This is a genomic window from Cellvibrio zantedeschiae (genome assembly GCF_014652535.1).
In the GTDB taxonomy this organism is placed as follows: domain Bacteria; phylum Pseudomonadota; class Gammaproteobacteria; order Pseudomonadales; family Cellvibrionaceae; genus Cellvibrio; species Cellvibrio zantedeschiae.
On sequence record NZ_BMYZ01000003.1, the window covers coordinates 208814 to 232744 of the forward strand.

Below are 23931 nucleotides of genomic sequence, written 5' to 3' on the forward strand. Positions count from 1 at the left end.
AGTAACTACCCAACCGGTATGCGTTGCTACTCTGACTTTTGATCAAATCGTTTTTCGTAGTGCGTTTTTAACACCTTGCACTGGCGAGTGTAAGCCCAATAGGTTGACAGGGATGAGGAGACAATCGCAGCTAGCAGCGCCCACACCCAGGTGTTAATCAACATATTTTGTGAAAGCCCGTAGCGGTTGTAGTTCCAGCAAAACAGGGCTACCAATGCCACACTAAAAGTGAAAATAAAACGGCGCAACCAAAAGCGAAACAGAACTTTAAACATTAGCCAAACCCTCAAAAAAGCCCATTTACAAGCGCGCAACTCAATCCTGCCGCCATGGAAAAAGGCATTTTATACAAAATCACCAAGCTTTAGTGAGCTATCTCCAATATGATACCGCCCTATCCCAAATCGCACGCCACACGCGGCTAAGGCGATGAATATTTAGTACCCCAGCTACGGACACTGCTGCACCTTATGAAAATCCCCAAAAGCCTCGAACCCCTCGTAGAAGATGGACTTATCGATGATGTTTTACGATCACTTAAAAGCGGTAAAGAAGCTACTGTCTATGTTGTTTCATCCGGCGGGGAAATTCGCTGTGCCAAAGTCTATAAAGAAGTAGAAAAACGCAGCTTCCGCAGCCAGACCAAATATCAGGAAGGTCGTAACGAACGCAATTCGCGCCGCGCACGCGCTATGGGCAAAGGCTCTAGCTATGGGCGCAAAGAGCAAGAAAGCGCGTGGCAAAATGCTGAGGTGGATGCACTTTATCGCCTTGCCGATGCTGGCGTTCGCGTGCCTCAACCTTTCGGTTGTTTTGACGGCGTGTTGTTGATGGAGCTTGTGATTGATTCCGAAGGCTACGCCGCATCGCGCTTAAACGACGTGGAATTGACGGCAGAACAAGCGCGCGAATACCACGAGTTTATGATGATGGAAGTGGTGCGCATGTTATGCGCGGGTGTTGTTCATGGCGATCTATCGGAATTTAATGTTTTACTCAGCTGGCAGGGCCCCGTCATTATCGATTTACCGCAAGCGATAAATGCCGCCGGTAATAATCACGCGTTTACAATGTTGGAGCGCGATGTAAAAAACATGGCCAACTATTTTGGCCGCTTTGCACCGGAATTACTTGATACAGATTACGCCCACGAAATTTGGGCGCTGTACGAAAGTGGTAAATTAAACCCCAGTGTCAAACTCACCGGAAAGTTCGAACATTCAACGGTTGAGGCCGACATAGAAGCCGTGCTGCGTGAAATCGAAGACGCCCGTTTAGAAATGGAGCGCAAAAAAGCTGCGCGCGAAGATGCGGATAATGAGTAAAAAATTGCAAAGCTTATCTAACAGCATTTTTAATTTCTATTTCAAACACCGCTTTTCTTCGTAATCCCACTTACCTCCTAAATCAAAACAGGAATCGATTTTAAATTGATTTTTCAACCAGTAGCCAGTTAGCGCTAAAAGCACAGTTAACATTAACGCTACAATAACTTTTTCGCTACGCATGAACATCACGGACCTAAGTCACTGAATAGATTTTTCGTAAGGAATATAACCTTCCCATTGCCATGGCGTGTAAGTATCGCCAACGACTTTTTCCAATATTTCTTTAAAGATCTTATCGCCATTCGAGCTGTTTGCCATGAGCACTATGGCTAATTTTTTGTCGGAAAATACCACCGAGTGATTTTCCCAACCATCATCGTGGCCTTCTTTAAAATAGGCTTTGCCGTGAGGCGTTTCGAATACGCCCCAACCTAAACCATAACCAAGTTTAATTGCACGATTAGCTTCAGTTGTTTCTGTCATCAGAGTAGGAAATTGGCGCGGTGAATAAATTTGAATTTGCGAAGTCACCATCTCGTTTTTCATTTTTTTGGACACGCCTTTATTGCGCATAACCGCCTCAATAAATTTTGCGTAATCATTAATGGTGGTATCCATTGACCCTGCAGCGCTGACTTTGGAGCGCTCGTCATGTTCCAATGGCTGTTCGTTTTCATCGTAACCCTTTGCGAGATTATTCTTCCACTCTGGCTGCCAGGTCATGCTAGTGCCGGTCATTCCAAAGGGTTTGAATATGCGGTCGCGCATCATTTCGCCCACATTTTTTCCCGTCACATTTTCAATAATAAATTGCGCCAGATTAATGCCCTCACCAGAGTAAGCGTAGCGTGAGCCTGGGGTAAATTTAATATCCAGTTTTTTATCAGGATTGATCCAGCGGAAATTGGGGAAACCAGCAGTGTGGCTCAAGCACATACGCAAGGTAATAAGTTTGTAGCGTTCGTCATTAGCAAGGTCTTTATAACGATCATATTCAGGCAAAGGTTTTGGCAAGTATTGGTGGACGGGTTTATCAAGATCCAACACGCCCTCATCCACCAACTGCATGACGAAATAAGAAAATACAGCTTTGGTAAAAGATGCGCCGTACACGACTGTATCTTCCGTTAAAGGCAGCTTTTCTTCTTTGTTTCGCCAACCGAAACTTTTTACGTAAGTTATTTTGTTATCGTTTAATACCGCGATATTAAGACCGGTTACCTTCGCCTCTGTCATTAAGCGTTGGACAAGCTGTTCAACATCTACTGTTGAAATTTTTGTACCATCCAGCCGCTTTAAATAGGCTGGTGTAGCGCTTTTCGCAAAAGCATTAGATAGAAATGGAAAAATGGTGAGGCAAACAATCGCAGCTATTTTTAACCACTTCATATCCCGAAACTCCCGTTAATTGTAAGGCACTTTTTAAACAAAGCCAGTAGTTCAACACTACACCCCGTAATTTGGCAAGCCGTGCAAAACAAAAATAACGAATTTTTACCGATATGCTTATCAAAAAAGAGTTTATCTTCGACTGTTTGTCACAAAAATCAACACATACAACGGTTTGATACTTTTAAAAACCACAATGTAAAAAGCCACCTTATAGGTGGCTTTTTACACAGAGGAAGATCTTATTTTACTTTGAGCTTCAAAATAGTCACCGAATAGGGACCAAGATCCAAATCCATTTTGTTACCCTTGGGAGAAAATTTCTTTTCAACAGGATAAATATTTTTCGGTTTTTCAAAAGAGTTAAGGTCATCCAAGCCAGCACTCGTCAGGATTATCAATTTACCAGAACCATTTAACTTTTCGCCGTTAACATTAATAGCCACTGTTTGCGCGTTTTTATCCGTATTAACCAGTTTTACAATAATTTCTTTAGTTGTGGAATCTTTAGTAGCCGATGCAAACAAATTGTTTTGTCCGGTTACAGGCACGCCTTGGCTGGTCAATGAAATTAAATCTGTACCTTTGTTGTTGGAAAATAATTTTTGCACATAGTAATTGGTCGTTCCGTAAGATTCCAAATTGTTGAACCAAATTAGGTCTGGCGTCCATTGCCATGCATCTACATGCGCCAACAGCGGTGCGTAAGAAGTTAAATAAACCACGTCGGCATTGCGTTCAAGACCCGTCATAAATGCCGCTTCTGAAAATGCAGTCTCCCAATTGTTTTTATTGTCCGGGCTTACGGTAGCGACGCTTTGCGCCGCGTATTCACCAGCAAATATTTTTGGGCCATTGCGATCGTACTTGTCGTAACGTCCAGCATTTTCCCTAAACCATTTTGAATCTTTGTAGTAATGCTCATCAACCAGTTCGGCTTTTAGCTTTTTAAGTTCTGCTTGCGCGTAATCAAAGTGTGGACCTTCCGGGAAGGGACCAGCACCAGACACAATTTGAATTTCCGGATACTTGGCTTTTATCGCTGCTTGAAAAACTTTAAAGCGTTCAATGTATTGGTAACCCCATTGCTCGTTGCCCACACCAATCATTTTCAAATTAAAGGGTTTGGGGTGGCCCATATCGGCGCGCACTTTACCCCATGGCGTTGTTAAATCACCGTTGGCGAATTCAATAAGGTCAAGCGCGTCTTGCACATAAGGGTCGAGTTCAGCCAGGGGAACTAATTCGCCAGTATTAAATTGGCAAGCAATTCCGCAACTTAAAATCGGTAGTGGTGATGCCCCAATATCTTCCGACAGTTGAAAATATTCATAAAAACCCAAACCAAAGGATTGAAAATAATCTGGCGCTGGTTTGTGCGCGAATTCTTTGTTCCAACGGTTGATCATGGACTCGCGGTCTTCCACATTGCCCACAGTTTTTTTCCATTGGTAACGCTCGGCAAGCGTGCGGCCCTCTACAATGCAACCGCCGGGGAAACGTAAAAAGCCCGGTTTCAAATCATAAAGTAATTGCACCAAGTCTTTGCGCAAACCACCTTTGCGGTTTTTCCAGGTTTCTTCAGGAAAAAGCGAAATCATATCGAGATCAATAGTGCCTTTGCCCACAAATGAAATTTTTAATTGGGCTTTGGCTTCTGTCGCTTTTGCAGATAATTGTGCCGAGTAACTTTTCCATTCATTAGCATTGGGAGTAATGCTGGTTTCACCTAAGACTTTTTTATCTTTATCGATAAGTTGCACCAGGATTTTTTTAATCGCGCCATCGTGATTGGCGGCTTTCAGTGTGAGGTTATAACGGGCATCTTTTTTAACGCCCATGCCGCGAAAGCCTTCATTGATAATTTCGTAGCCCTGGTCATCGTTAATCGTAAAGCGCGCGAAATTTTTGTTGGTTTTATTGTCCGCCGTGTGAATGATGTCAGCAATGCCAGACTGCTCGTTAAAGGAGTGAGCGCTGGTGTTAGGTTGTTTCCAACCCATTAAACGGTTTTCAAATTCAAAGGAACGGTTTTTCACCATTTCCGCATAGAGCCCACCGTCGGCAGCAAAGTTAATATCCTCAAAAAAGATACCGTACATAGTGGGTTGGATTTTTGTGAGGGACTTGCTTGCATCAACCTCAAGGTCGATTGCCAGAGCATTAGCCGCACCCAGCAATAAGGCTGCGGTAATTATTTTAAGTTTATATTTCATACTGCTTTCCTGTCCGAAGTAAGTATTGGTATGTTTTATAATATAATATTCTTAGTCTTGCTGCCAAATAAAACTGGAAATCGGGTTTGGTAGCCCAAGGCGTCACCTCACACAAAATAGGTGACATATCTCTCAAAATGTCACCATTCTCCACCATTAGTCAGCCAAATTGACCACTAACTGCTCAACATCTAGCCACTAATACCCTTTTCGGTTTTAATGGAAATTAGAACAATAAAGACTTAGCCGATTTTTTTCTAAGCGGCTGACACCCACTGTTTTTACACAACAGAACGAGCAACTCTCTATGGACGTTAGAGCATTACATCGCCAGATGACCCAGTACAACCGCTGGAAACGCCAACTTGATGAGCGTTTGCAACGATTTGATGCCTGGGGCAACAGCCACCAAATGTTGAGTTTGGATGTGCAACGTACCTTGCAGAAAGCCCGCAACCTGTTGCGTGGTGATAGCTTTACCATTGCCTGTGTCGGCGAGTTCTCTCGCGGTAAAACCGAACTGATCAATGCACTTTTGTATACCGAGGGTGGCCGCCGTTTGCTGCCATCCCAACCGGGGCGTACCACTATGTGCCCCACCGAAATTTTTTGGGACCCGCAAGTGCCCGTCAATTGCGTGCGTCTTCTGCCGATTGAAACCCGCCGCACCAATACCAGTTTGCAAAAATTCAAACGCATCCCCCAAAACTGGGTGACGGTAACTTTTGATCCGCATAATCACGAACAAACCCGCGCCGCTATTAACCAGGTATCAGCCAATAAATGGGTTACCCCTGCCGATGCACTCAAGCTGGGTTTTGCGATGGATGAATTGGGTGATCGCGATGAGAACGGCAGAGTTGCTGTACCCGCGTGGCGCCATGCACTGATTAGCCTTGATCACCCATTGTTGCGCCAGGGTTTGCGCATTGTGGATACACCCGGCTTGAATGCTTTGGGTAACGAACCAGAGCTCACGCTAAAAACCTTACCGGAAGCACAAGCCATTTTGTTTTTGATGTCTGCCGATGCGGGTGTAACTGCAAGCGATATGACCATTTGGCGCGAGCACGTGCAAACCCTGCGCGACGAACAATGCACAGCTGTGCTTGCCCTGCTCAATAAAATTGATAGTTTGTGGGACGATTTACAATCACCTGCGGAAGTCACTGCAAATATAGAAAACATTCGCCACATCACAGCCCAGCAATTGAAACTCGCGCCCGAGCAAGTTATTGCACTTTCTGCCAAACAAGGTTTATTGGGAAAGGTGGGCCGCAACTTACCGCAACTGGAGCGCAGTAATTTTCCACAGTTGGAGCGCAAACTGGCGGATGTCGTTTTGCACAGCCAGCAACAAATTATTGGCCATCGCCTGGTAGGCGATAGTTATGAAATGATTATCAACACGCGCAATAGCCTCGCCCAACGTTTAACCGTATGCGAAGCAGAAATTAATGTATTGCGCTCGGCTGCACCGCAAGAAGCCGCCGAAACATTGCAACAATTGCGCGATACGATTCGCCAAACGCATCACCAATATCACAAGCAAGCGCTGTCTTTGCGCACTAGCCAGCGCCTATTGGAATCGCAACGCGTTGCATTGCTTGCACCTGTGAGTTCGGGCTTGTTGGAACAACAAATTAATAGCGCTCATCGCAACCTTGCGCAGAGTTGGACAACACTTGGCCTAGCACGCGCTATCGGCAATTTCTTCGATGATGTAGATAGCAGCCTGCAACATATTGAACGCGAAATTGATCGCGCCAATCGCGTGCTTGTTTCAATTTATCAACGCCCGGAACACAATTTGACTGGCGATGATTTAATGATGCGCCACTTACTTAAAATTCATAATCAGCGCCGTCAACTGCGTCAACTGCATAAACGTGCCGATGATTTCCGTTTTTCGCTCAACACATTACTCACCCGCAAAGGTGCGTTGATTAATCGCTTTATCAACACCCTGGTGCAAGAAGTTCGCAATACTTATCAGGAATTAAACGAACACATCGGCTTGTGGCTGCAAGAAGCACTTACACCTTTAATGCACAACAACCAATACCAGAAGCAACTGCTGGAAACCCACATGCTGCGCCTGACCCAATTGCAAACCCAACGCAATACTCATGCGGAACAAATCGAAAGTTTGCAAACAAATATTTATCAATTGCAAACTGCGCTCAACTCACTGGAACCTTTGTATCAGGAAATTATTAGCGCGCCCTTGGTAAATGATGCGAGCGAAAAACTTGCGGAAATTCGCAGCGGGCAAGTGGTGTCTTTGTTGGAAGCGAGGAAGGCTGCGCGGGCGAATTAATTTTAGGTATGGAGTCCTCTCCGGTCACCTTGAACATCACCGCTCCTGCGCCGCAAGCGGACCTGAAACTCAGTTAACCGAGTTCCGTTCGTTTTCGCATGAAGCACGCTTCACAAACACTCAACTCACCCATACGCCCGCGGCATACGACCGCCATGGATGGCGAAAGTGCAGAAAATGCAGAAAATGCAGGAGCAATTTTCTGCCCGTTCATCCTGAACATAAAAAAGGCCGGATCCAGCTTGGTCTGGAGTCCGGCCAACAGAGTACATCTCCACTAAAAAATCTTTAACGCAAACGCCCTACATAATGTTGGTCCTGCTCAACCACTGCATCAGCTTCAGGCTCTACTGCTTCATGCACTGCATGTTCAATAGGAATTGAAACCCGCGATGAGGAGGCAACCATTAAGCGACGCGGCTTAAAAGGCGAATTGGCAAACAAGCCACCTTCTGCAAAATAAATATCTTCAAGCTTGTGACACATTGTGTGTAAATCGGTATTTGATGTTGAGTTAGCCAACTCCAAAACATGTAAGCAATATTCTGGATTGGTGCTCATGTATTTGATGTCGGTAACCCGCCCGATTTCACGGCGCAGCAACACATGCAAACGCCCCATTAAACCGAAAGCCTGGCTTTCCAATTCTTCTACGGATGTTGGGTTCATAGGACTTGCTCCCCGTGTTGCTCAATATCAAGACCTTCGTTTTCCTCATCTATTTCAACGCGCAGGCCCATGACTTTGTCGATAATCAACAAAATAATGGCCGTCACTATGCTCGCGTAAATTACGGTAGTGATTACGCCAATCGCTTGGATCGCAATGCTGCCTTCAACACCACCGATACTTTTCACCGCGAAAACGCCAGTGAGTAAAGCTCCAACAATTCCACCTATAGCGTGCACACCAAACACATCGAGAGAATCGTCGTACCCCAGAGTAGATTTCAACCAGGTTGCTCCCCAGTAGCAAGCGATACCGGCCGAAATTCCAATTGCAAACGCGCCTGTTACGCCAACAAAACCAGATGCAGGTGTAATCGCCACCAAGCCAGCAACCGCGCCCGATACCATACCCAGCACCGAAGGCTTACGGCGTTTGAACCATTCAATCAGCATCCAGGTCATGGCCGCAGCGGCAGTGGCTAATTGCGTGGTAAACATCGCCATGCCTGCGCGACCATCCGCAGCACCAGCAGAACCCGCGTTAAAACCAAACCAGCCAACCCAAAGTAAGGAAGCGCCTATTACGGTGAGAATCAAATTGTGCGGCGGCATGGAAACACGCCCAAAACCAAGCCGTGGCCCCACGATTATTGCAGCCACCAAACCAGAAACACCGGCATTAATATGCACTACAGTTCCGCCCGCAAAATCCAGCACGCCAAGCGATGCCAACCAACCCGTTGGCTCCCAAACCCAGTGCGCAACCGGGGCATAAACCAGTAGCGACCAGAAGGCGATAAACACCACCAGCGCAGAGAACTTCATGCGCTCGGCAAAGGCGCCGGTAATCAGAGCGGGGGTAATAATGGCGAAGGTCATTTGGAACATCATGAAGACGCTTTCCGGAATGCTTTGCGCAACGTGGTGAACCGTAACCATGCCGGTTTCCTTAATGAAATCCATCCCATTCAACATGAACCGGTCCAGGCTGCCCAACCAAGGCGAAACACCCGGCGTAAAGGCAATGCTGTAACCCACAATCACCCACAAGATCGAAACAATACAGGTGGCGGCAAAACTGTGCGCCATGGTCGCAAGGACGTTTTTCTTGCGCACCATACCCGTGTAAAAAAGCGCAACGCCGGGAATGGTCATCAATAAAACCAGCGCGGTAGAAACCAACATCCAGGCTGTATCTCCTGCACTGATTTTGCTCACGCTTACCAAGGTCGGCTTGGTCATTGGCGGTTCGACCACGGCTTCGACAGCGCTGGTAAGGGGAACTGCAGCGGGAACCTCTGCAACAGGAGCGGTAGTTTCGCCAGCTTCAGAAGAAATCGAACTTGAAGAAGCATCCTGCGCAAACACAGGTGCTACCGCGAAACAGAACAATAATGAGACAACAGCTAAGCTTATGGACACCAAACGCATGCAAGCACCTCGTATGTTAGTACTAGGGTAAAAGCATTAAGCGTGCCAGTGGAAAAATGCGCCATCAGTCTAGGCCGATGAATATTTCGCAGCCCAATATGGTGCAAATGAGCGCCTCAGGATGGACTTGCCAGCACCAAAGCAACGCAGCTTCCATTGCTATCACACAGCCCAATTCCCCTAGGGCTCCAAATCAACCTGAAACAGGCCATCTAACACTTCACGACGCTTGGGGATTAGGAAAATCTTTTATTCGCAGCGAGAACTGAGCTGAAAAAGACTCTCGCTCCGCTACATAACTTGCAGGCTATAGCCCGCGTCTTTAGACTGGCGCCCAACAATCTAACGAAAGCCAGCCAGACCCACCGAAAGCAGGCTAAGCTTTGCGTTTAGCTCACGCTTTCCGCCTTTACCTATAAGAGAAGACCCATGCCTGATGTGCTACCGCCCGATTCCGTCGGGATTGTCACACCGCAGACCCTGCATTTTAGCGAGCCACTTTTATTGGCTTGCGGCAAAACCCTGACCGACTACCAGCTCGTTTACGAAACCTACGGCCAGCTCAACGCCAAAAAAAACAACGCCATATTGATTTGCCACGCGCTCTCCGGCCACCACCACGCCGCCGGTTACCACAGCATGAGCGACAAACGCCCCGGCTGGTGGGATGCCTACATAGGCCCCGGCAAACCAATTGATACCAACAAATTCTTTGTGGTTAGCCTCAACAACATCGGCGGCTGCCACGGCTCGACTGGGCCAAGCAGTATCAACCCCGAAACCGGCAAACCATGGGGACCGGATTTCCCCAAATTGCGCGTGCGCGATTGGGTACACAGCCAGGCGCGCTTGGCTGACAAGCTGGGGATAGAGGTATGGGCAGCGGTCATTGGCGGCAGCCTAGGCGGCATGCAAGCCATGCGCTGGACATTGGAATACCCTGAGCGCGTACGTCACTGTGCGGTAATCGCCTCGGCCATGAAATTGAGCGCACAAAATATCGCCTTCAACGAAACGGCTCGCCAAGCCATTATCAGCGACCCGAATTTTTGCGACGGCCGCTATCTGGAACAAAACACTATTCCACGCAACGGCCTAAGCGTTGCGCGCATGATTGGTCATATTACTTATTTGTCCGATCATGACATGGGCGAAAAATTTGGGCGCGATTTACGCAGCGGCAGTTTCGATATCGGCAGCGATCAGGAAGTGGAATTCCAAATTGAAAGTTACTTGCGCTATCAGGGCGGCAACTTCGCTAAACAATTTGATGCGAATAGCTATTTGCTCATTACCAAAGCGCTCGACTATTTTGATCTGGCGCGCGAATACGGTGACGATGCTATAGCCGCATTTCAAAATGCGCAGGCAAAATTTTTAGTAATTTCATTCAGCACCGATTGGCGTTTTGCACCCGAGCGCTCCCACGAAATTGTGAGCGCATTAATTGGCGCAAACAAATCCGTCACCTATGCAGAAATCGAATCCAAATCCGGCCACGATGCCTTTCTCTTACCCGATGAGCGCTACCAACAAGTATTTGGTCGTTATCTCGCTGGCATAGTTACGGAGTGATCAAAAGATGCGTATCGACTTAAACGAAATTCAAAACTGGATCAAACAAGGCAGCCGCATTCTTGACTTGGGTTGCGGCGACGGCACCTTGTTAAAATTCCTTAACGACAACAAACAAACCCAAGGCTACGGTTTGGAAATTGATGCCGCGCAAATTAATTTGTGCATCGACAAAGGTTTGAACGTTATCGAACAAAACCTTGACCGCGGCCTTGGCAATTTTGCAGACAATAGTTTTGATACTGTGCTCATGACGCAAGCGCTACAAACCTTGCACTTTCCACACCTGGTGTTGGATGAAATGCTGCGCGTCGGCAAAGAATGCATAGTCACCTTCCCCAACTTCGGTCACTGGAAAGCCCGCTTCCATTTATTCACCCGCGGCCGCATGCCCGTATCCGATTTATTGCCCTACGAATGGTACGACACACCCAACATCCACTTCTGTACCTTTAAAGATTTTGAAGTTTTGTGTCGTGAACGAAACTATAAAGTCATCAATCGTCAGGTAGTGAATGAACAAAGCGGGCAATTACTAAAAGATGCGTTACCCAATTTATTTGGCGAGACGGCGATTTATCATTTGAGTAAGTAGTATTTATTTCAAGGGAAATCATGATACGGAAAGAACTCAAATATGCGCAGCAAAACTAGTAACATCATCTGGATGGCCGCAATCGCAATTGCAGCCATTTCTATTTGGCTTTTTCAAAACAACCTCATCAGGCCAGTCCTTTTTGCATCAAATATTCTTGAACCTGAGATTAAAAAACAAACGCATACAGAACCTTTCAATCCAGAAAATTTAGTGACCTTAAGCAAAACCCCTGAGACTAGCTCTACTATTAATACAAGAGCAAATCCAACGAGAAAAATCAAAACCGTTAGCGCATCCGCTTCAAACAATAATGAAGCCAGCAGCAACGCACAAGAAATAACGCCAACGTCTAAACTAGTCGCAAAAATTACCGATGAAGAGGCAAAAAAAGTTATTCCCCATCCCTTCAATCTTGCACTGGGAATCTTTAAAGACAACGACCGCTCAACTTACAGAGAGTTTTCTGATGCCGAGCTATCAGATGACTGGGATTTAACCATGCAAGGGCAACTGGTCGATGCTATATACAGCCACCCATATTCCAATGCATTAAAAATTGATTCCATTGCATGCAAGGCTCATATTTGTGAAATTCGCTTATTAGCAACTAACACCAGCGCGTGGCCACTCATTTTTGCCGATCTTCGCCAACAATACTGGTGGTCATTTGGTAACAATTACAGCATCTACGAATTTGGGATAACACAAGACTCGCGAATACAAACGGTTTATTTTATTCTGCTTGTCAAAAGCTAGATACTTCGCCAAGAGGACATGATCATGATAAAAGTTTTAGCGATATTTGCAATTCTGTTTACTGCAGTAACAACTCAAGCACAAATAAACCAAACCAAAGAAATCCATACCTCGCAAAAATTTGGTAACTACACAGTTCACTACAACGTCTTCAACAGCAAAAATATTCCTGCCGAAGTCGCCAACCTTTACAAACTCACGCGCAGCAAAGATATTGCCTTGGTAAATATCAGCCTTACCAAAACCGAAAGCGGCGTAACAAGTTTGGGGTTACCCGCAAAAGTATCGGTTAAAGCCGTAAACCTTATGCAGCAAGTTAAAGCCTTGGAATTTATGGAAATCAAAGAACCAGAAGCGACTTATTACATTGCAAAATTCCGCCATACTAATGAAGAAGATATTCGGTTTGAGGTTAGTGTGGTTCCTGAAGGGGAAAGCAAATCCTTAAATGTTATTTTTACGCGGAAGCTGTTTACTGAAAATTAATCTCTGTGATTTAAAAAACCTAATAGCGCAACAACCAAGGGAAAAAATATGGATCTCCCCAAGTTTAACGAAACATTCCTACCCATTCTTCAAGTTTTAAGTAATGGCGAGACTATTACCGGTCGGGAACTCGCGCAATTAGTTGAGCAAAAATTCTATTCTCACCTGCCCGAAGAGCTACTAAGTCAAACGACAAAAAGCGGGGATAGGTTAATTGAGAATAGAATTGCGTGGGGTAAGTCCTACCTTAAAAAGGGAGGCTTGGTTCACTACCCACAGAGGGGGCACGTGCAAATTACAAGCAAAGGAAAAGAAGCAAAGCCTGAAAATCTTTCCTTAGAACACATGCAATCTAACGTAATTTCTTTTTATGAACCGGAAAGTAGTAAATCGACAATCGATGAAAATATGAGCACGTCAAGCCCACAAGATTTGATAGATAGTGGAATTGAGCAAATTGAACGCAGTATTAAAAGTGAGCTTCTTGAAAAACTCAAAGCTATAGACCCGTATTCATTTGAAAAAATAATTTTAATACTGCTAAAGAAAATGGGATACGGTGACTTTATAGAAACCTCAAAATCTAGAGATGGTGGTATTGACGGAATTATTAATGAAGATCAATTAGGTCTTGAAAAAATATATATTCAGGCAAAAAGGTACAGCGAGAATAAAGTCAGAGAAACAGACATTAGAAACTTTATTGGAGCCATGAGTGGCGACACTAGAAAAGGAATTTTTGTAACAACCTCAAACTTCGACGAAAATGCGAAAAAGAAAGCAAGAGAAGCTCACCATACAATTATTTTGGTGGATGGAATTAAACTGGTCGAACTTATGCACAAATTTAATGTGGGCGTGCAAGTCAAGAGTTTCTACGAAGTTAAAGTTCTAGACAACGATTTCTTTGACAGCGAAGATCTGTAGCTATTAACTTAGCATAAAATTTGGTTCGTCTAAATTAAGAGCACCACTCCAATTAAATTTTCAGCTTTTTGGATATAAAAATGGAAAAATTAACCGGCAGCTGCCTCTGTGGTGCAGTTCGCTACGAAGCAAACACAAAACCTATAATGACCCGCGCTTGTTGGTGCCGTACCTGCCAGCATCTTGCTGCAGGTAGCGCAACAATCAACGTAGTATTTTCTACTGAGGCCGTTTATATCACCGGTGAATTAAGCGATTATGAAAGCACTGCGGATAGCGGTAATAAAATGCACAGAAAATTTTGCCCCAAATGTGGAGTGCATTTGTTTAGTCAGGCGGAAGTTAGGCCGCATATTTTAATTGTGCGTGCGGGCACGTTGGATGATCAGAAGGATGTAAAAATTGATGCATTGATTTGGACTTCGTCAGCACCTGCATGGGCGCATCTTGACCCAAATATTCCGCATTTTGAGAAACAACCGCCTGCACCAACCGTGAAATAAAAATCGGAGTGCCTGCCCCTCCCCCTAACAAGGGGGAGGGGATGAATTCGCTAATTAAAATCTAATCCCCACGCCCGCCAACTGCTCAACAATTTCTTTATGCAACGGCACACCTTCGATTAAATTCTTATCCCGCGCTTGCCAACCGCGTTCACTGGGGTATTGGAATGGCGAGGCTTCGCGATCAAGATAGGAAAGAAAATCTTTCACGCGCGAATTAAATTCCTTGCGTTCAATAAAGGCTTCTACATTTAGTGCAATAAATATTTTGCTAGAAGCAGAATCAATTCCGCTGGTATCGCGCGCTAATATTTCGTATGTAAATGCAGAGCCGGCTAACGCAGCGGTTAAAAGTTCAAACATCAACGCCAAGCCTGCGCCTTTGTGTTCGCCCATGGGTGTTACTGCGCCTTTTAAAATTTCTTTGGTATCAGACGTCGGGTTTCCATTGATATCAATTCCCCAATTGTCGGGCGCTGATTTTCCCTCACGCAACCAGGTGCCAACTTTTCCTACAGCCGCCTGGCTCATCGCCATGTCCAACACAATCGGCTCACTGGCATTTTCGTTAGGAATTCCAATCGCTAATGGGTTATTACCTATCACGCGTTTTTTTGCACCTGCAATTGCCATTGTTGGAATCGCGTTGGTGGTACACATGCCAATAAATCCCGCCTGCGCAGCGCGACTGGCGTAAGCGTGGGCACGCCCCCAGTGCGTGGTATTTTTTGCGAGACAAACACCGACACCAAAATTTCGCGCGCGTTGAATTGCGGCGTCCATTGCTTGCGCAGATGCATAACGGCCCGGGCCATTATCGCAATCCAACACGCATATTGCGCCAAGCTCGCGAACAATTGAAAATTGCGGCCGAAGAGTTGCACGTTTTTCTGCAAGCGCGCTTAACAAACCCGGCAACATTCGCACGCCGTGCGAAGGCACTTCCAATAAATCGGCTTCTGCCATAATGCTGGACTCAAGATCAGCCTGCTCCAAACTTACACCGGCTTTATATAAAGCTTGCTTAACTGCTTCGCACAAAGTTTCGTAGGGGACTCGTAAAATATCTGTCATGCGTAAATCCTGCATGTGAAATGAAAATTTAAATTCCGACTGAGCGAAGCCACTGTTGTAATTGCGGTAATGACATAGCGCCGGAAACTCGCTGCACTTCTTTGCCTTGTTTAAACAAAATTAACGTTGGAATACTGCGAATAGCCCAACGCTGGGCAATGCTCGGTACAGCTTCGGTATTTAATTTTGCCAAACGGATTTTGGGCTCAAGATTAGTGGCGGCTTGTTCAAATATTGGTGCAAAACTTCTACAGGGCCCGCACCATGGCGCCCAACAATCTACCAATACGGGAATATCATTTTTGTCCAGAACTGAATTCACATTGCCGGGATGCAGTTCAACGGGTTTACCAATAAAAAGAGGCTTTTTGCATTTTCCACATTGCGGCTTATCACCTAAACGTTCGCCGGGCATACGATTAACCGCATTACAATGTGGACACGCAATTTGAATCGGGTTCATAAACTGCTCGTACAATAAATTAGGCGTATGCTTTTCAGTTACAAAGGTGCCAATACTTCTGACCATTGCTGAACTAAATATTTGCCCACTACGCCGTTAATAACAAAAGGATCGCCTGCGGCAAATTCTTCTGCCGCTTCACGCGATGTAAAAATACCCAAAGCACCTATAGGCGGTACGCCATAAGGCCCTGCCATCAGCAAAGTGCCGCGCTCATGAAACTCTTTTAGGCGAGCCTGATGCCCCGGAAAATTTTCCTGTGCTTTTGCCATACCATCAACGGCCATTTCATAAAACATTAAATATTTCATATAAGTCCCTAAGATTATTAATGATGAAATTTTTTACCCTTCGCTTTTTAACATCAAGCTTCAATTTGATCTAACCAGTGAGCAGGCACTGTGTGATCAAGAAATAATTTTGACGCCGCACTGTGCTCGGTGAGCGCATCAGCAGCGAGTAAAATTACCCCGGCAGTCCAGGTCGTTTTTTCGCGCGGCCAAATAACCTTGTCACGAAAGTTGTAACCCGTCCAATAGCCACCGTCTTCATCCATAAACTGATGCAACCAGCTGAATAAACTCAGTGCCTTCGCGTGCTCACCTGCGGCCAACAACGCTAGCGTTAATTCACAAGATTCCGCAACTGTTACCCAGGGCTCATCGCTAACGCAACGACAACCTATATTATTTTCGACAAAAAATTTCCAGCGTAATTCAATTCTATCTTGCGCAGCTTTGCCTTGCATCACGCCTGCAAGTACAGGGTAAAACCAATCCATAGAGAAACGTTCTTTGGACCCCCAGGTTCGATCAAAGCATTCGGGGTGATGGCGCAACGTGTTGCCTAACTTTTTATGCGCCTGAATCCAATCGCGACAATCCTGATTCAATGCCTGCGCGCAAAAAATAGCGCATTGCAAACTTTTGTAGATGGATGAACAGGCCGTTACCAATGCATCTTTTTTTGGATCACCATGCTGATCAACTGCCCAATAAATTTCGCCCGTTGGGGACTGGTAACTCAACACAAAATTTATCGCTTTTTGAACGCAGGGGAATAAGGAGCGCAGAAAATTGGTATCGTTTGAAATCAAATAATGATGCCAAACACCGGTGGCCATATAAGCAATGAAATTTGTTTCGCGGTGATTTTTATCGACAGGTTGATTGTCTAAATAATTTGCCCACCAGCTTCCATCATCCAGTTGCTCTTGCGCCAGCCACTGATACGCACGCTCAGCCGCAGAAAGTTCGCCGCCAATACTCAACCCCATGGCCGCTTCGATATGATCCCAAGGGTCGGCCTTGCCATTTTCAAACCAGGGAATACAACCGTTAGGTAGTTGCGTCTTTAAAATATAATTTACCGTTGGCCGCAGGAGGCTTTCAGGGAAAAATCCTTTGGTGAGTAATAAATTTTTCATAAGGACTCGCCTGTCTTTTTAAAATGCATCACTACACTCTTGCCCAAAATAGGATTCAACAATTTTTCCAGCGTTTGTGTAACCCAGGGCTTTTGCATTAAATCCCATACCAACAGACGATGATAGGCCTTGATAATGCGGGAATTTTCCTGGTCGCCCCACCAAAGACATTTCAACCACCAAAACGGCGCATGAAGTGCATGGGCCCAATAGCGATGAGTCAATTTAAATTGCAGCTTTTCAATGTCTGCACGCAGCTCCTTTGCATTGAAAATACGAATGTGGCCACCTTCAACCAAATGATAGGCCGAACTTAAACGCCAACATATTTTTTCCGGCCATGCACGTGGAACTGAAATTGCCAGAATGCCATTTGGTTTTAGCACGCGATTAATTTCTTGCATTACACTTGTGTAGTTTTCAATGTGCTCTAGCACTTCGCTACAAATAATTTTGTCGAAGCTATGATCGGCAAAAGGTAAACGCGTAGCGTCGGTTTGCTGAATGGAAAAATAGCTGTTTGGGTTATAGGCCGCAAAAGGCGCAAAACGCTCCAGAGTTGTTTTCAAATCGCGCAGCGACAGATCTACACCAACACCTAAAATATTATGCTCAAGACATGCATGAATAATATGGCGACCTTCACCGCAACCTACATCAAGAAGTGTGTCACCGTCTTTAATATTTAATTGTTTAAAGTTGACGGTTAGCAATTATGTATTTTCCCTAACTGATAACACATGGCGATAATAGTCACTTAAATGTTCGCCCACGACCTGCCAGGATAAATGCTGCAGGCTGTGCAGGCGACCCGCAAGACTTAGAGCTTCACATGTAGATTCGCTGCTCAGCAGTGTGCGAATAGCGTGTGCAAGCGCACTTGCATCGCCGGCTTTAACAAGAAGCGCCGCATCCCCCACAACCTCTGGCAAGGCGCCGCCGTCACTACAAATAAGTGGAATACCACAAGCGAGGGCCTCACAGGCAGGCAAACCAAAACCCTCATAAAGCGAAGGCACTATCGCCATTTTGGATTCGGCATAGCAGCTAACCAATTGTTCTGTGCTAATACCTGTTTTAAATTCGACGCAATTAGCCAGCTGTAAATTATGTAATTCTTTTTCGGTTATGCCATCGGCTTTTAATTTACCTATTACCAATAAACGCAGTAGCGGAAATTCCAAACGCAATTGTGCCAGCGCGTTTAATAATACGCTCAGACCTTTTAAGGGTTGATCAGAAGAGGCTGTAGTAATGATTTGCCATGGATTTCGTTTTATGTGTGGCAAAGGCCGGAATATTTCCGTATCTATACCGTTAGCAATAACCGTTATTTTTTTTGCCGGTAGCGCAAATGCTTTCGCAATATCCTGCTGTGATGTTTTAGATACGGTAATAATGTGATTAAGCTGTTGTGCAACTTTTTCTTGCATGTGCAGGAAACCGTACCAACGATTGATTAACCAACGCTGCCCTTTTGTGGTTGCAGACTCTAATGCAATCTCGCGGTCGCGCGTTATGGGATGATGCACAGTGGCAATAATATGTTCACCATTATTTTGCAATTGCAGCAAGCCGTAACATAGGCTTTGGTTATCATGAATTATATCGTAGTGCGGTTTGTGTTTTTTAAAGTAACTTACCAGTCGCCGACCAAAACAATAAGGCTCGCCAAAACCGCCGCTTAATTTACTCCACCATTCATAAAAATCCGCAAAACAAAATAAATGTTTAACACGCAAAGCACGCGTAGGATTTTCAACGGCGTATAAATCCAGACTTGGCAATTGAATTAAATTAACTCGCGCATCAAGTTCAGGATAAGGCGGCCCGGAAATTACATCGACACTGTGACCTAAGTCCACCAGGGCTTTGCTCAAATAATGCAAATATATACCCTGCCCACCCACATGTGGGTGGCTGCGATAACCTAACAAAGCTATGCGCAAACCCGAACGCGATACCGAAGGATTAACAGGCTGCACAGGCGTTATAGTTTTAGGTGAAGCAACGGGGAAATAAGACATAAGTTAATTGGCCGTAAATTATGTCGTTAATTTACCACAGCTTTTACCCTTTTCGATTTTTAAGCACGCTTATATATTTGTGCGGAAGCCCGCTGATTTATTGTTGAGCAGGGTTTATTCTGGCCACCAGCTTTATGCTGACAACTACCTACGCATTTTAAAAGGAAATAACCATGAAAAAATTAATAGCTATTGCCGGAATTTGCCTGGTTTCAGTTGCTGCTTTTGCAGACACCAAACCTAGCGATGCTTCCCTGAACGAGCTTTTAACCCTTACCGACTCAAAAGCCCTGGTTGACGGTATGTGGCCTCAGGTGGAAGGCATGATGAACAATGCAGCCAAACAAGCTCTAGGTAACACTACTTTGAACAACGAGCAACAAAAGGTGATGGAAGATGCAAATGCAAAAGTCGCCGCCGTATTTAAAGAAGAATTTAGCTACGACAAGATGAAGCCAATGATGGTTAGCATTTATAAAGAATCATTTTCGCAAGAAGAAGTGGACGGCATGATTGCGTTTTATAAAAGTAAAGCCGGGCAAGCCGTAACCAAAAAAATGCCTATTGTTATGCAATCCACCATGGCAAATGTGCAAGCGCAAATGTCTACGGTCATTCCTAAAATTCAAAAAATCCAACAGGACGCTATTGAGCAAGTGAAAGCCAAAGCAAAATAACGCGCCTGTAAAATAAACGAGCACATCGGAAAAGCTCTATGCATTGATCAATGCGTAGGGCTTTTTATTTTCTACGCATTAATCGGGATTGGATTTTTTTCGCTGCGCGCGCGGGTGCGCATTGTCGTAGACCTTCGCCAAATGCTGAAAATCCAAATGGGTATATATTTGCGTTGTAGAAATATTGGCGTGCCCCAGCATTTCTTGCACCAAGCGTAAATCACCGCTGGATTCAAGCATGTGGCTGGCAAATGAATGGCGCAGCATGTGTGGGTGAACGGGGGTATCCATGCCCTGTTTTACACTCAATTGCTGCATGCGCAATTGCACAGCACGGTGAGTAATGCGCGTACCTTTTTGCGAAATAAAAACTGCTTGCTCTGCACTGTCTTTCAGCAAATTTTTTCGCTTAGGAAGCCACTCGCGTAGCGCGGCTATGGCTTGGCTTCCTATCGGCAGCATGCGGGATTTATTACCCTTACCTAACACTGTCACCATTCCTTCTTGCAAATCCATATCGTGCAAATTTAAACCAACCACTTCGGCAAGGCGCAAACCCGATGAGTAAATTAATTCCAGCAGCGCGCGGTCACGCAGCGCCAAAATAGAATCACCTTCCACGCTTACAAATTGCGCGGTTTGATCCACATCCAAAGTTTTGGGTAATTTTTTGGGGCTTTTAGGTGCTTGTATAGCATCGGCGGGATTATTTTTTGCCCAACCTTTGCGAATTGCAAACGCAAAAAAACTGCGCATTGCTGAGAGCCAGCGCGACAAACTTTTTCCACCCAAACCCTGACGATGTAATTGCGCGGCCATTTGGCGAACATGCTGTGTGCGAATATCATCCAGATTGGCAAGCGAAAATTTCTGACAGTATTCGGCAAATTTTTGCAGGTCGCGTTGGTAGTTAGTTTGGGTATGCAAGGACAGTTGCTTTTCGCTGCGCAAAAATTCAATAAATTCGGCAAGTTCTTGTTGGTACATAAGCGAAGCTCTTGGCTCGGTAGCGCGACTTAAGCGCCTAATCAATAGCAGCTAGCTAATCAGTTTATCCCTACAGATTCAAGGGAAATCACAAGCATAATTTTTCCATTAACCTTGAAGTTTTCCCGCACCGCCCCAAACTTTCGCCCATCATTGCCAGCTGGCATTTTGGTTGCCACCTACGAACAAACGTCTACAGAGCCAAACCTATGAACGAGACCTTTATTCTGCAAAATCAGGACAAGCTTTTCTTTGGCAAAAGCAAAGAATGGGTAGATGGCTACGACGCCAACGCCGTGTTCAAAACACCGCATAAAGATGAAGCAGTGAACCAGATGTTTGAAATCACCTCTAAAGATTACAAACAGCGCGTTAAGGTCATTAGTTGCGCGTTGGACGAAAAAGCCCTACCCATTATCGACAGCGAAATCATGCCCGCTCCCCTTCCCAAAGTACCTAAACCACCCAAAGCGGGCGAAGATTTATTTGCAGAACCTGCCGAAAGCCCTGAAGCTGTGGCGGAAATGGACGAAGAGCCGGAAGAAGAACTCAGCTTTAGTGCTGAGGCTGCCGACGATGAAGACAAAACTCAGGCTACACTCATTTAACCTGTAGCACGCGCCCGGTATCGACTAACCACAATCGACCAACAACAATCAAAAAGGGGTTCGGTTTTGCCTTCTATCAATAACGCCATTTGGCGCGCGCACCTAGCCGCCTTCGCGGAAGCTCCCGCCAATAAAAGTTTGCGTGGCATTTTGCGTGGCTTGGAAAAAGAGAGTTTGCGGATAACGCCCGAAGGCAATTTGGCGCAAACCGCTCACCCGCTCGGCCTGGGCTCAGCACTCAAGCACCCCCATATCACCACCGACTATAGCGAAGCCCTGCTCGAATTTATTACCGAGCCCTTCGACAATATCCCAGCACTTTTGCAGCAGTTGGACGATATTCATCGTTTTACTTACAAAGAACTCGCCAAGACTGATGAGCGTTTGTGGCCAGCCAGCATGCCCAGCCATCTCCCGGCGGATTCAGAAATTCCTGTCGCCCGTTACGGCAGTTCTAATAGCGGCACCATGAAAACCATTTATCGGGTTGGACTTGGGCACCGCTATGGCCGCAGCATGCAAACCATTGCGGGTGTGCATTACAACTTCTCGCTACCTGACGACTTCTGGCGTGAGCTGCAACAGCAAGAAGGCGATAGCCAGGATTTGCAAAGCTTTAAAACCCAGCGTTACTTCGCGCTTATTCGCAATTTCCGTCGCTACTTCTGGCTATTAGTGTATTTATTTGGCGCGGCCCCGGCGGTGAGCAATAACTTTGTGGCGGGACGCAAACACCGTTTGCAACCGCTCGGCGATGATACCCAACATCTTCCTTTCGCAACCTCTTTGCGCATGGGCGATTTGGGTTACCAAAGCGATGCCCAGCAATCCCTGTTTGTCTGCTACAACAACGTCAGCAGCTACTTGCGCACGCTCTGTGGTGCGATTACGCATCCACACCCGGACTACGAAACTATCGGCGTTAAAGACGAACAAGGCCACTACAAGCAGCTCAACACCAGTTTATTGCAAATCGAAAACGAGTTTTATTCCAGCATTCGCCCCAAACGGACGACTCACTCCGGAGAGACGGCTCTGCAAGCATTGCGTTTGCGCGGGGTGGAATATATTGAAGTGCGCTGTGTGGATTTGAATCCCTATGAGCCACTGGGTGTTAGTGCAGAACAACTGCGCGTGATAGATGCCTTCTTACTCTACTGCCTGCTGAGCAATAGCCCGGAAACTCCGCGAAGCGAATACACCGAATGGTTGGAAAACCAAAAGCGTATTGTCTATTTTGGGCGCAATCCTGAGTTGACTTTGCTCCGCCAGGGTAAAGAGGTCAATTTTGCTGAATGGGCTAAAGAGATCCTTGATAGTTCACTCGCCTGCGCCAGGTTGCTCGACCAAGCGAATGGTGGAGAAGATTACACTGCAGCGGTCAACCGCCAATTTGCCAAGGTAAGTGATCCATCCCTAACGCCATCAGCACGCGTATTGGCTGATATGCATGCGCAAGGCAAAAGCTTCTTTGATCACACGCTCGCCTTGGCGGAATTACATCGTCAATTTTTTGCAGAAAAGGCACTAGCGCCAGAGACTTCCAGCAGCTTCCAGAAGATGGCTAGCCAATCCCTGGAAGAGCAACGCGAGCTGGAACAATCGCAGCAAATTTCCTTTGACCAATATTTGGTGAATTATTATCAGCAGTACCAGTCCTGTAACTGCGAGCCAGCGAGTGCCCCCCAAACGCAAAACGCCCCTTGTTGATACAAGAGGCGTTTTGTTTTATCACTAAGTTTTACCTTTACTTCTGCACAACCAGATTATCGAACAGCAGGTCGCTCACGGGTGGACCCTTGTGAGCTTCTTCCTTATGTTCGTCGTCATCTGATTTTTCATCTTTTTTAGCTTTGCTGTCTTTCTTGGATTTATCGTCTTTCGCTTTAGTGTCTTTTTTAGCTTTGTCGCCTTTGGATTTTTCAGGTTTGGCGTGTTCATCTTTCGCCGGCTTATGATCGCCGCCCGGATTACTAACCTTCTCCAAAGCTTCATTTATTTTGGCAAGCGCTTCTACACGCATTTTTTCCTTACCCTCACCACTGGCCATTTGCTCGTCGGTCACGCTACTGATCAACATAATCAAGGTGTCGCGAATCAGCGGCATATGGTGTGACACTTCCTGCGCGCTGTGGGCATCCTCAGTACGCAAAGACAGTTCGGCCTTTATGTATTTAACACGGCCGGGGCCGCCGTAATTCACCACTAAAGGCGGTTTGATCGCAATGTAATTAACGCCTTCTTTAAAGGTTTCACCACCGCCACTGGCCGAAGCAAGCGAGGGCAATAAAATGCTCCCCAACAAAGCCGCAATCGCACCGCACTTACGCACTAACTTCATGAAAACTCCCAAGGAAAAACAATCGCAATTAGTCATTCGTCACCACCAGAGTGACGTTTATCTACAGCATAGACGATTTGTCGCAAACATCTGGCTCTCTTAATACCTTTTTGCTTACTATAGGCGCCCCA

The 23931-nt window shown here is 45.8% G+C and carries 24 protein-coding genes; 11 read left to right on the forward strand and 13 right to left on the reverse strand.

Translation table 11 applies throughout. The annotated features are described in order from the left end of the window. Window positions 1-26 precede the first annotated feature (26 nt). On the reverse strand, window positions 27-275 hold the full coding sequence (locus IE104_RS14975) for a hypothetical protein (RefSeq protein WP_189420004.1): 249 nt from the start codon (window positions 273-275) through the stop codon (window positions 27-29). Window positions 276-470: 195 nt separating this feature from the next. Between IE104_RS14975 and IE104_RS14980 the strand changes: the two genes are divergently transcribed. Continuing rightward, window positions 471-1325, forward strand: coding sequence for a PA4780 family RIO1-like protein kinase (locus IE104_RS14980; RefSeq protein WP_189420006.1), 855 nt, complete (start codon window positions 471-473; stop codon window positions 1323-1325). A gap of 201 nt (window positions 1326-1526) precedes the next feature. Here IE104_RS14980 and IE104_RS14985 read toward each other — a convergent pair whose 3' ends face one another. Together IE104_RS14985 and IE104_RS14990 are read right to left on the reverse strand one after the other, a co-directional pair. Beyond that, window positions 1527-2717, reverse strand: a complete 1191-nt coding sequence (locus IE104_RS14985; RefSeq protein ID WP_189420008.1) for a serine hydrolase domain-containing protein — start codon at window positions 2715-2717, stop codon at window positions 1527-1529. 242 nt (window positions 2718-2959) lie between these two features. Beyond that, window positions 2960-4933: an alpha-L-arabinofuranosidase family protein gene (locus tag IE104_RS14990; protein ID WP_189420010.1), complete on the reverse strand. Its 1974-nt coding sequence runs from the start codon at window positions 4931-4933 to the stop codon at window positions 2960-2962. Between the two features lie 307 nt (window positions 4934-5240). On the opposite strand from IE104_RS14990, the gene IE104_RS14995 reads away from it, so the two are divergent. Further along, complete coding sequence (locus IE104_RS14995; protein WP_229837979.1) at window positions 5241-7253, forward strand: dynamin family protein; 2013 nt, start codon at window positions 5241-5243, stop codon at window positions 7251-7253. 288 nt (window positions 7254-7541) lie between these two features. On the opposite strand, the gene IE104_RS15000 is transcribed toward IE104_RS14995, so the two are convergent. Next, a complete protein-coding gene (locus IE104_RS15000; RefSeq protein ID WP_189420012.1) occupies window positions 7542-7922 on the reverse strand; it encodes a hypothetical protein in 381 nt (126 codons plus the stop codon). Continuing rightward, a complete protein-coding gene (locus tag IE104_RS15005; protein ID WP_189420014.1) occupies window positions 7919-9352 on the reverse strand; it encodes an ammonium transporter in 1434 nt (477 codons plus the stop codon). Before IE104_RS15005 ends, IE104_RS15000 begins: the two co-directional genes overlap by 4 nt. Window positions 9353-9781: 429 nt before the next feature. Here IE104_RS15005 and metX point away from each other — a divergent pair, with 429 nt between their 5' ends. The 6 genes from metX to IE104_RS15035 all read left to right on the forward strand — a co-directional run bounded on the left by metX (window position 9782) and on the right by IE104_RS15035 (window position 14197). Continuing rightward, entirely contained in the window at window positions 9782-10927 is a 1146-nt protein-coding gene (gene metX / locus IE104_RS15010; RefSeq protein WP_189420016.1) for a homoserine O-succinyltransferase MetX, read from the forward strand. A gap of 7 nt (window positions 10928-10934) precedes the next feature. Continuing rightward, the gene (gene metW / locus IE104_RS15015; protein WP_189420017.1) at window positions 10935-11522 is read left to right on the forward strand and encodes a methionine biosynthesis protein MetW; all 588 of its coding nucleotides are present in this window, start codon (window positions 10935-10937) and stop codon (window positions 11520-11522) included. Between the two features lie 42 nt (window positions 11523-11564). Continuing rightward, window positions 11565-12281, forward strand: a complete 717-nt coding sequence (locus IE104_RS15020) for a hypothetical protein (RefSeq protein WP_189420019.1) — start codon at window positions 11565-11567, stop codon at window positions 12279-12281. Window positions 12282-12305: 24 nt separating this feature from the next. After that, on the forward strand, window positions 12306-12767 hold the full coding sequence (locus IE104_RS15025) for a DUF4426 domain-containing protein (protein WP_189420021.1): 462 nt from the start codon (window positions 12306-12308) through the stop codon (window positions 12765-12767). A 48-nt stretch (window positions 12768-12815) separates the two neighbouring features. Beyond that, window positions 12816-13694, forward strand: coding sequence for a restriction endonuclease (locus IE104_RS15030; RefSeq protein ID WP_189420023.1), 879 nt, complete (start codon window positions 12816-12818; stop codon window positions 13692-13694). Window positions 13695-13774: 80 nt separating this feature from the next. Further along, window positions 13775-14197 (forward strand): GFA family protein, encoded by a 423-nt coding sequence (locus IE104_RS15035; RefSeq protein WP_189420025.1) that lies wholly within the window; start codon window positions 13775-13777, stop codon window positions 14195-14197. Between the two features lie 54 nt (window positions 14198-14251). On the opposite strand, the gene IE104_RS15040 is transcribed toward IE104_RS15035, so the two are convergent. Genes IE104_RS15040 through IE104_RS15065 form a run of 6 tightly spaced genes read right to left on the reverse strand, consistent with a single transcriptional unit; the run spans window position 14252 to window position 19187 of the window. Further along, window positions 14252-15271, reverse strand: a complete 1020-nt coding sequence (locus IE104_RS15040; protein ID WP_189420027.1) for an Ldh family oxidoreductase — start codon at window positions 15269-15271, stop codon at window positions 14252-14254. Between the two features lie 28 nt (window positions 15272-15299). Next, window positions 15300-15734: a thioredoxin TrxC gene (gene trxC / locus IE104_RS15045; RefSeq protein WP_189420029.1), complete on the reverse strand. Its 435-nt coding sequence runs from the start codon at window positions 15732-15734 to the stop codon at window positions 15300-15302. Between the two features lie 38 nt (window positions 15735-15772). Then, window positions 15773-16045 carry a YciI family protein gene (locus IE104_RS15050; RefSeq protein WP_189420031.1) on the reverse strand — a complete coding sequence of 91 codons (273 nt, stop codon included), beginning with the start codon at window positions 16043-16045 and terminating at the stop codon, window positions 15773-15775. Between the two features lie 53 nt (window positions 16046-16098). Continuing rightward, a complete protein-coding gene (locus IE104_RS15055) occupies window positions 16099-17160 on the reverse strand; it encodes a prenyltransferase/squalene oxidase repeat-containing protein (RefSeq protein WP_189420033.1) in 1062 nt (353 codons plus the stop codon). Then, window positions 17157-17873 (reverse strand): class I SAM-dependent methyltransferase, encoded by a 717-nt coding sequence (locus IE104_RS15060; protein ID WP_189420034.1) that lies wholly within the window; start codon window positions 17871-17873, stop codon window positions 17157-17159. Before IE104_RS15060 ends, IE104_RS15055 begins: the two co-directional genes overlap by 4 nt. After that, on the reverse strand, window positions 17874-19187 hold the full coding sequence (locus IE104_RS15065; RefSeq protein ID WP_189420035.1) for a glycosyltransferase family 4 protein: 1314 nt from the start codon (window positions 19185-19187) through the stop codon (window positions 17874-17876). A gap of 173 nt (window positions 19188-19360) precedes the next feature. Here IE104_RS15065 and IE104_RS15070 point away from each other — a divergent pair, with 173 nt between their 5' ends. After that, the gene (locus IE104_RS15070) at window positions 19361-19864 is read left to right on the forward strand and encodes a DUF2059 domain-containing protein (protein ID WP_189420036.1); all 504 of its coding nucleotides are present in this window, start codon (window positions 19361-19363) and stop codon (window positions 19862-19864) included. Between the two features lie 78 nt (window positions 19865-19942). Here IE104_RS15070 and xerC read toward each other — a convergent pair whose 3' ends face one another. Next, window positions 19943-20851 carry a tyrosine recombinase XerC gene (xerC, locus tag IE104_RS15075; protein WP_189420037.1) on the reverse strand — a complete coding sequence of 303 codons (909 nt, stop codon included), beginning with the start codon at window positions 20849-20851 and terminating at the stop codon, window positions 19943-19945. Between the two features lie 209 nt (window positions 20852-21060). On the opposite strand from xerC, the gene IE104_RS15080 reads away from it, so the two are divergent. Then, entirely contained in the window at window positions 21061-21459 is a 399-nt protein-coding gene (locus IE104_RS15080; protein ID WP_189420038.1) for a hypothetical protein, read from the forward strand. A gap of 87 nt (window positions 21460-21546) precedes the next feature. After that, complete coding sequence (gshA, locus tag IE104_RS15085; protein ID WP_189420623.1) at window positions 21547-23169, forward strand: glutamate--cysteine ligase; 1623 nt, start codon at window positions 21547-21549, stop codon at window positions 23167-23169. A 37-nt stretch (window positions 23170-23206) separates the two neighbouring features. Here gshA and IE104_RS15090 read toward each other — a convergent pair whose 3' ends face one another. Beyond that, entirely contained in the window at window positions 23207-23800 is a 594-nt protein-coding gene (locus IE104_RS15090) for a flagellar basal body-associated FliL family protein (protein ID WP_189420039.1), read from the reverse strand. Between the last annotated feature and the right edge of the window lie 131 nt (window positions 23801-23931).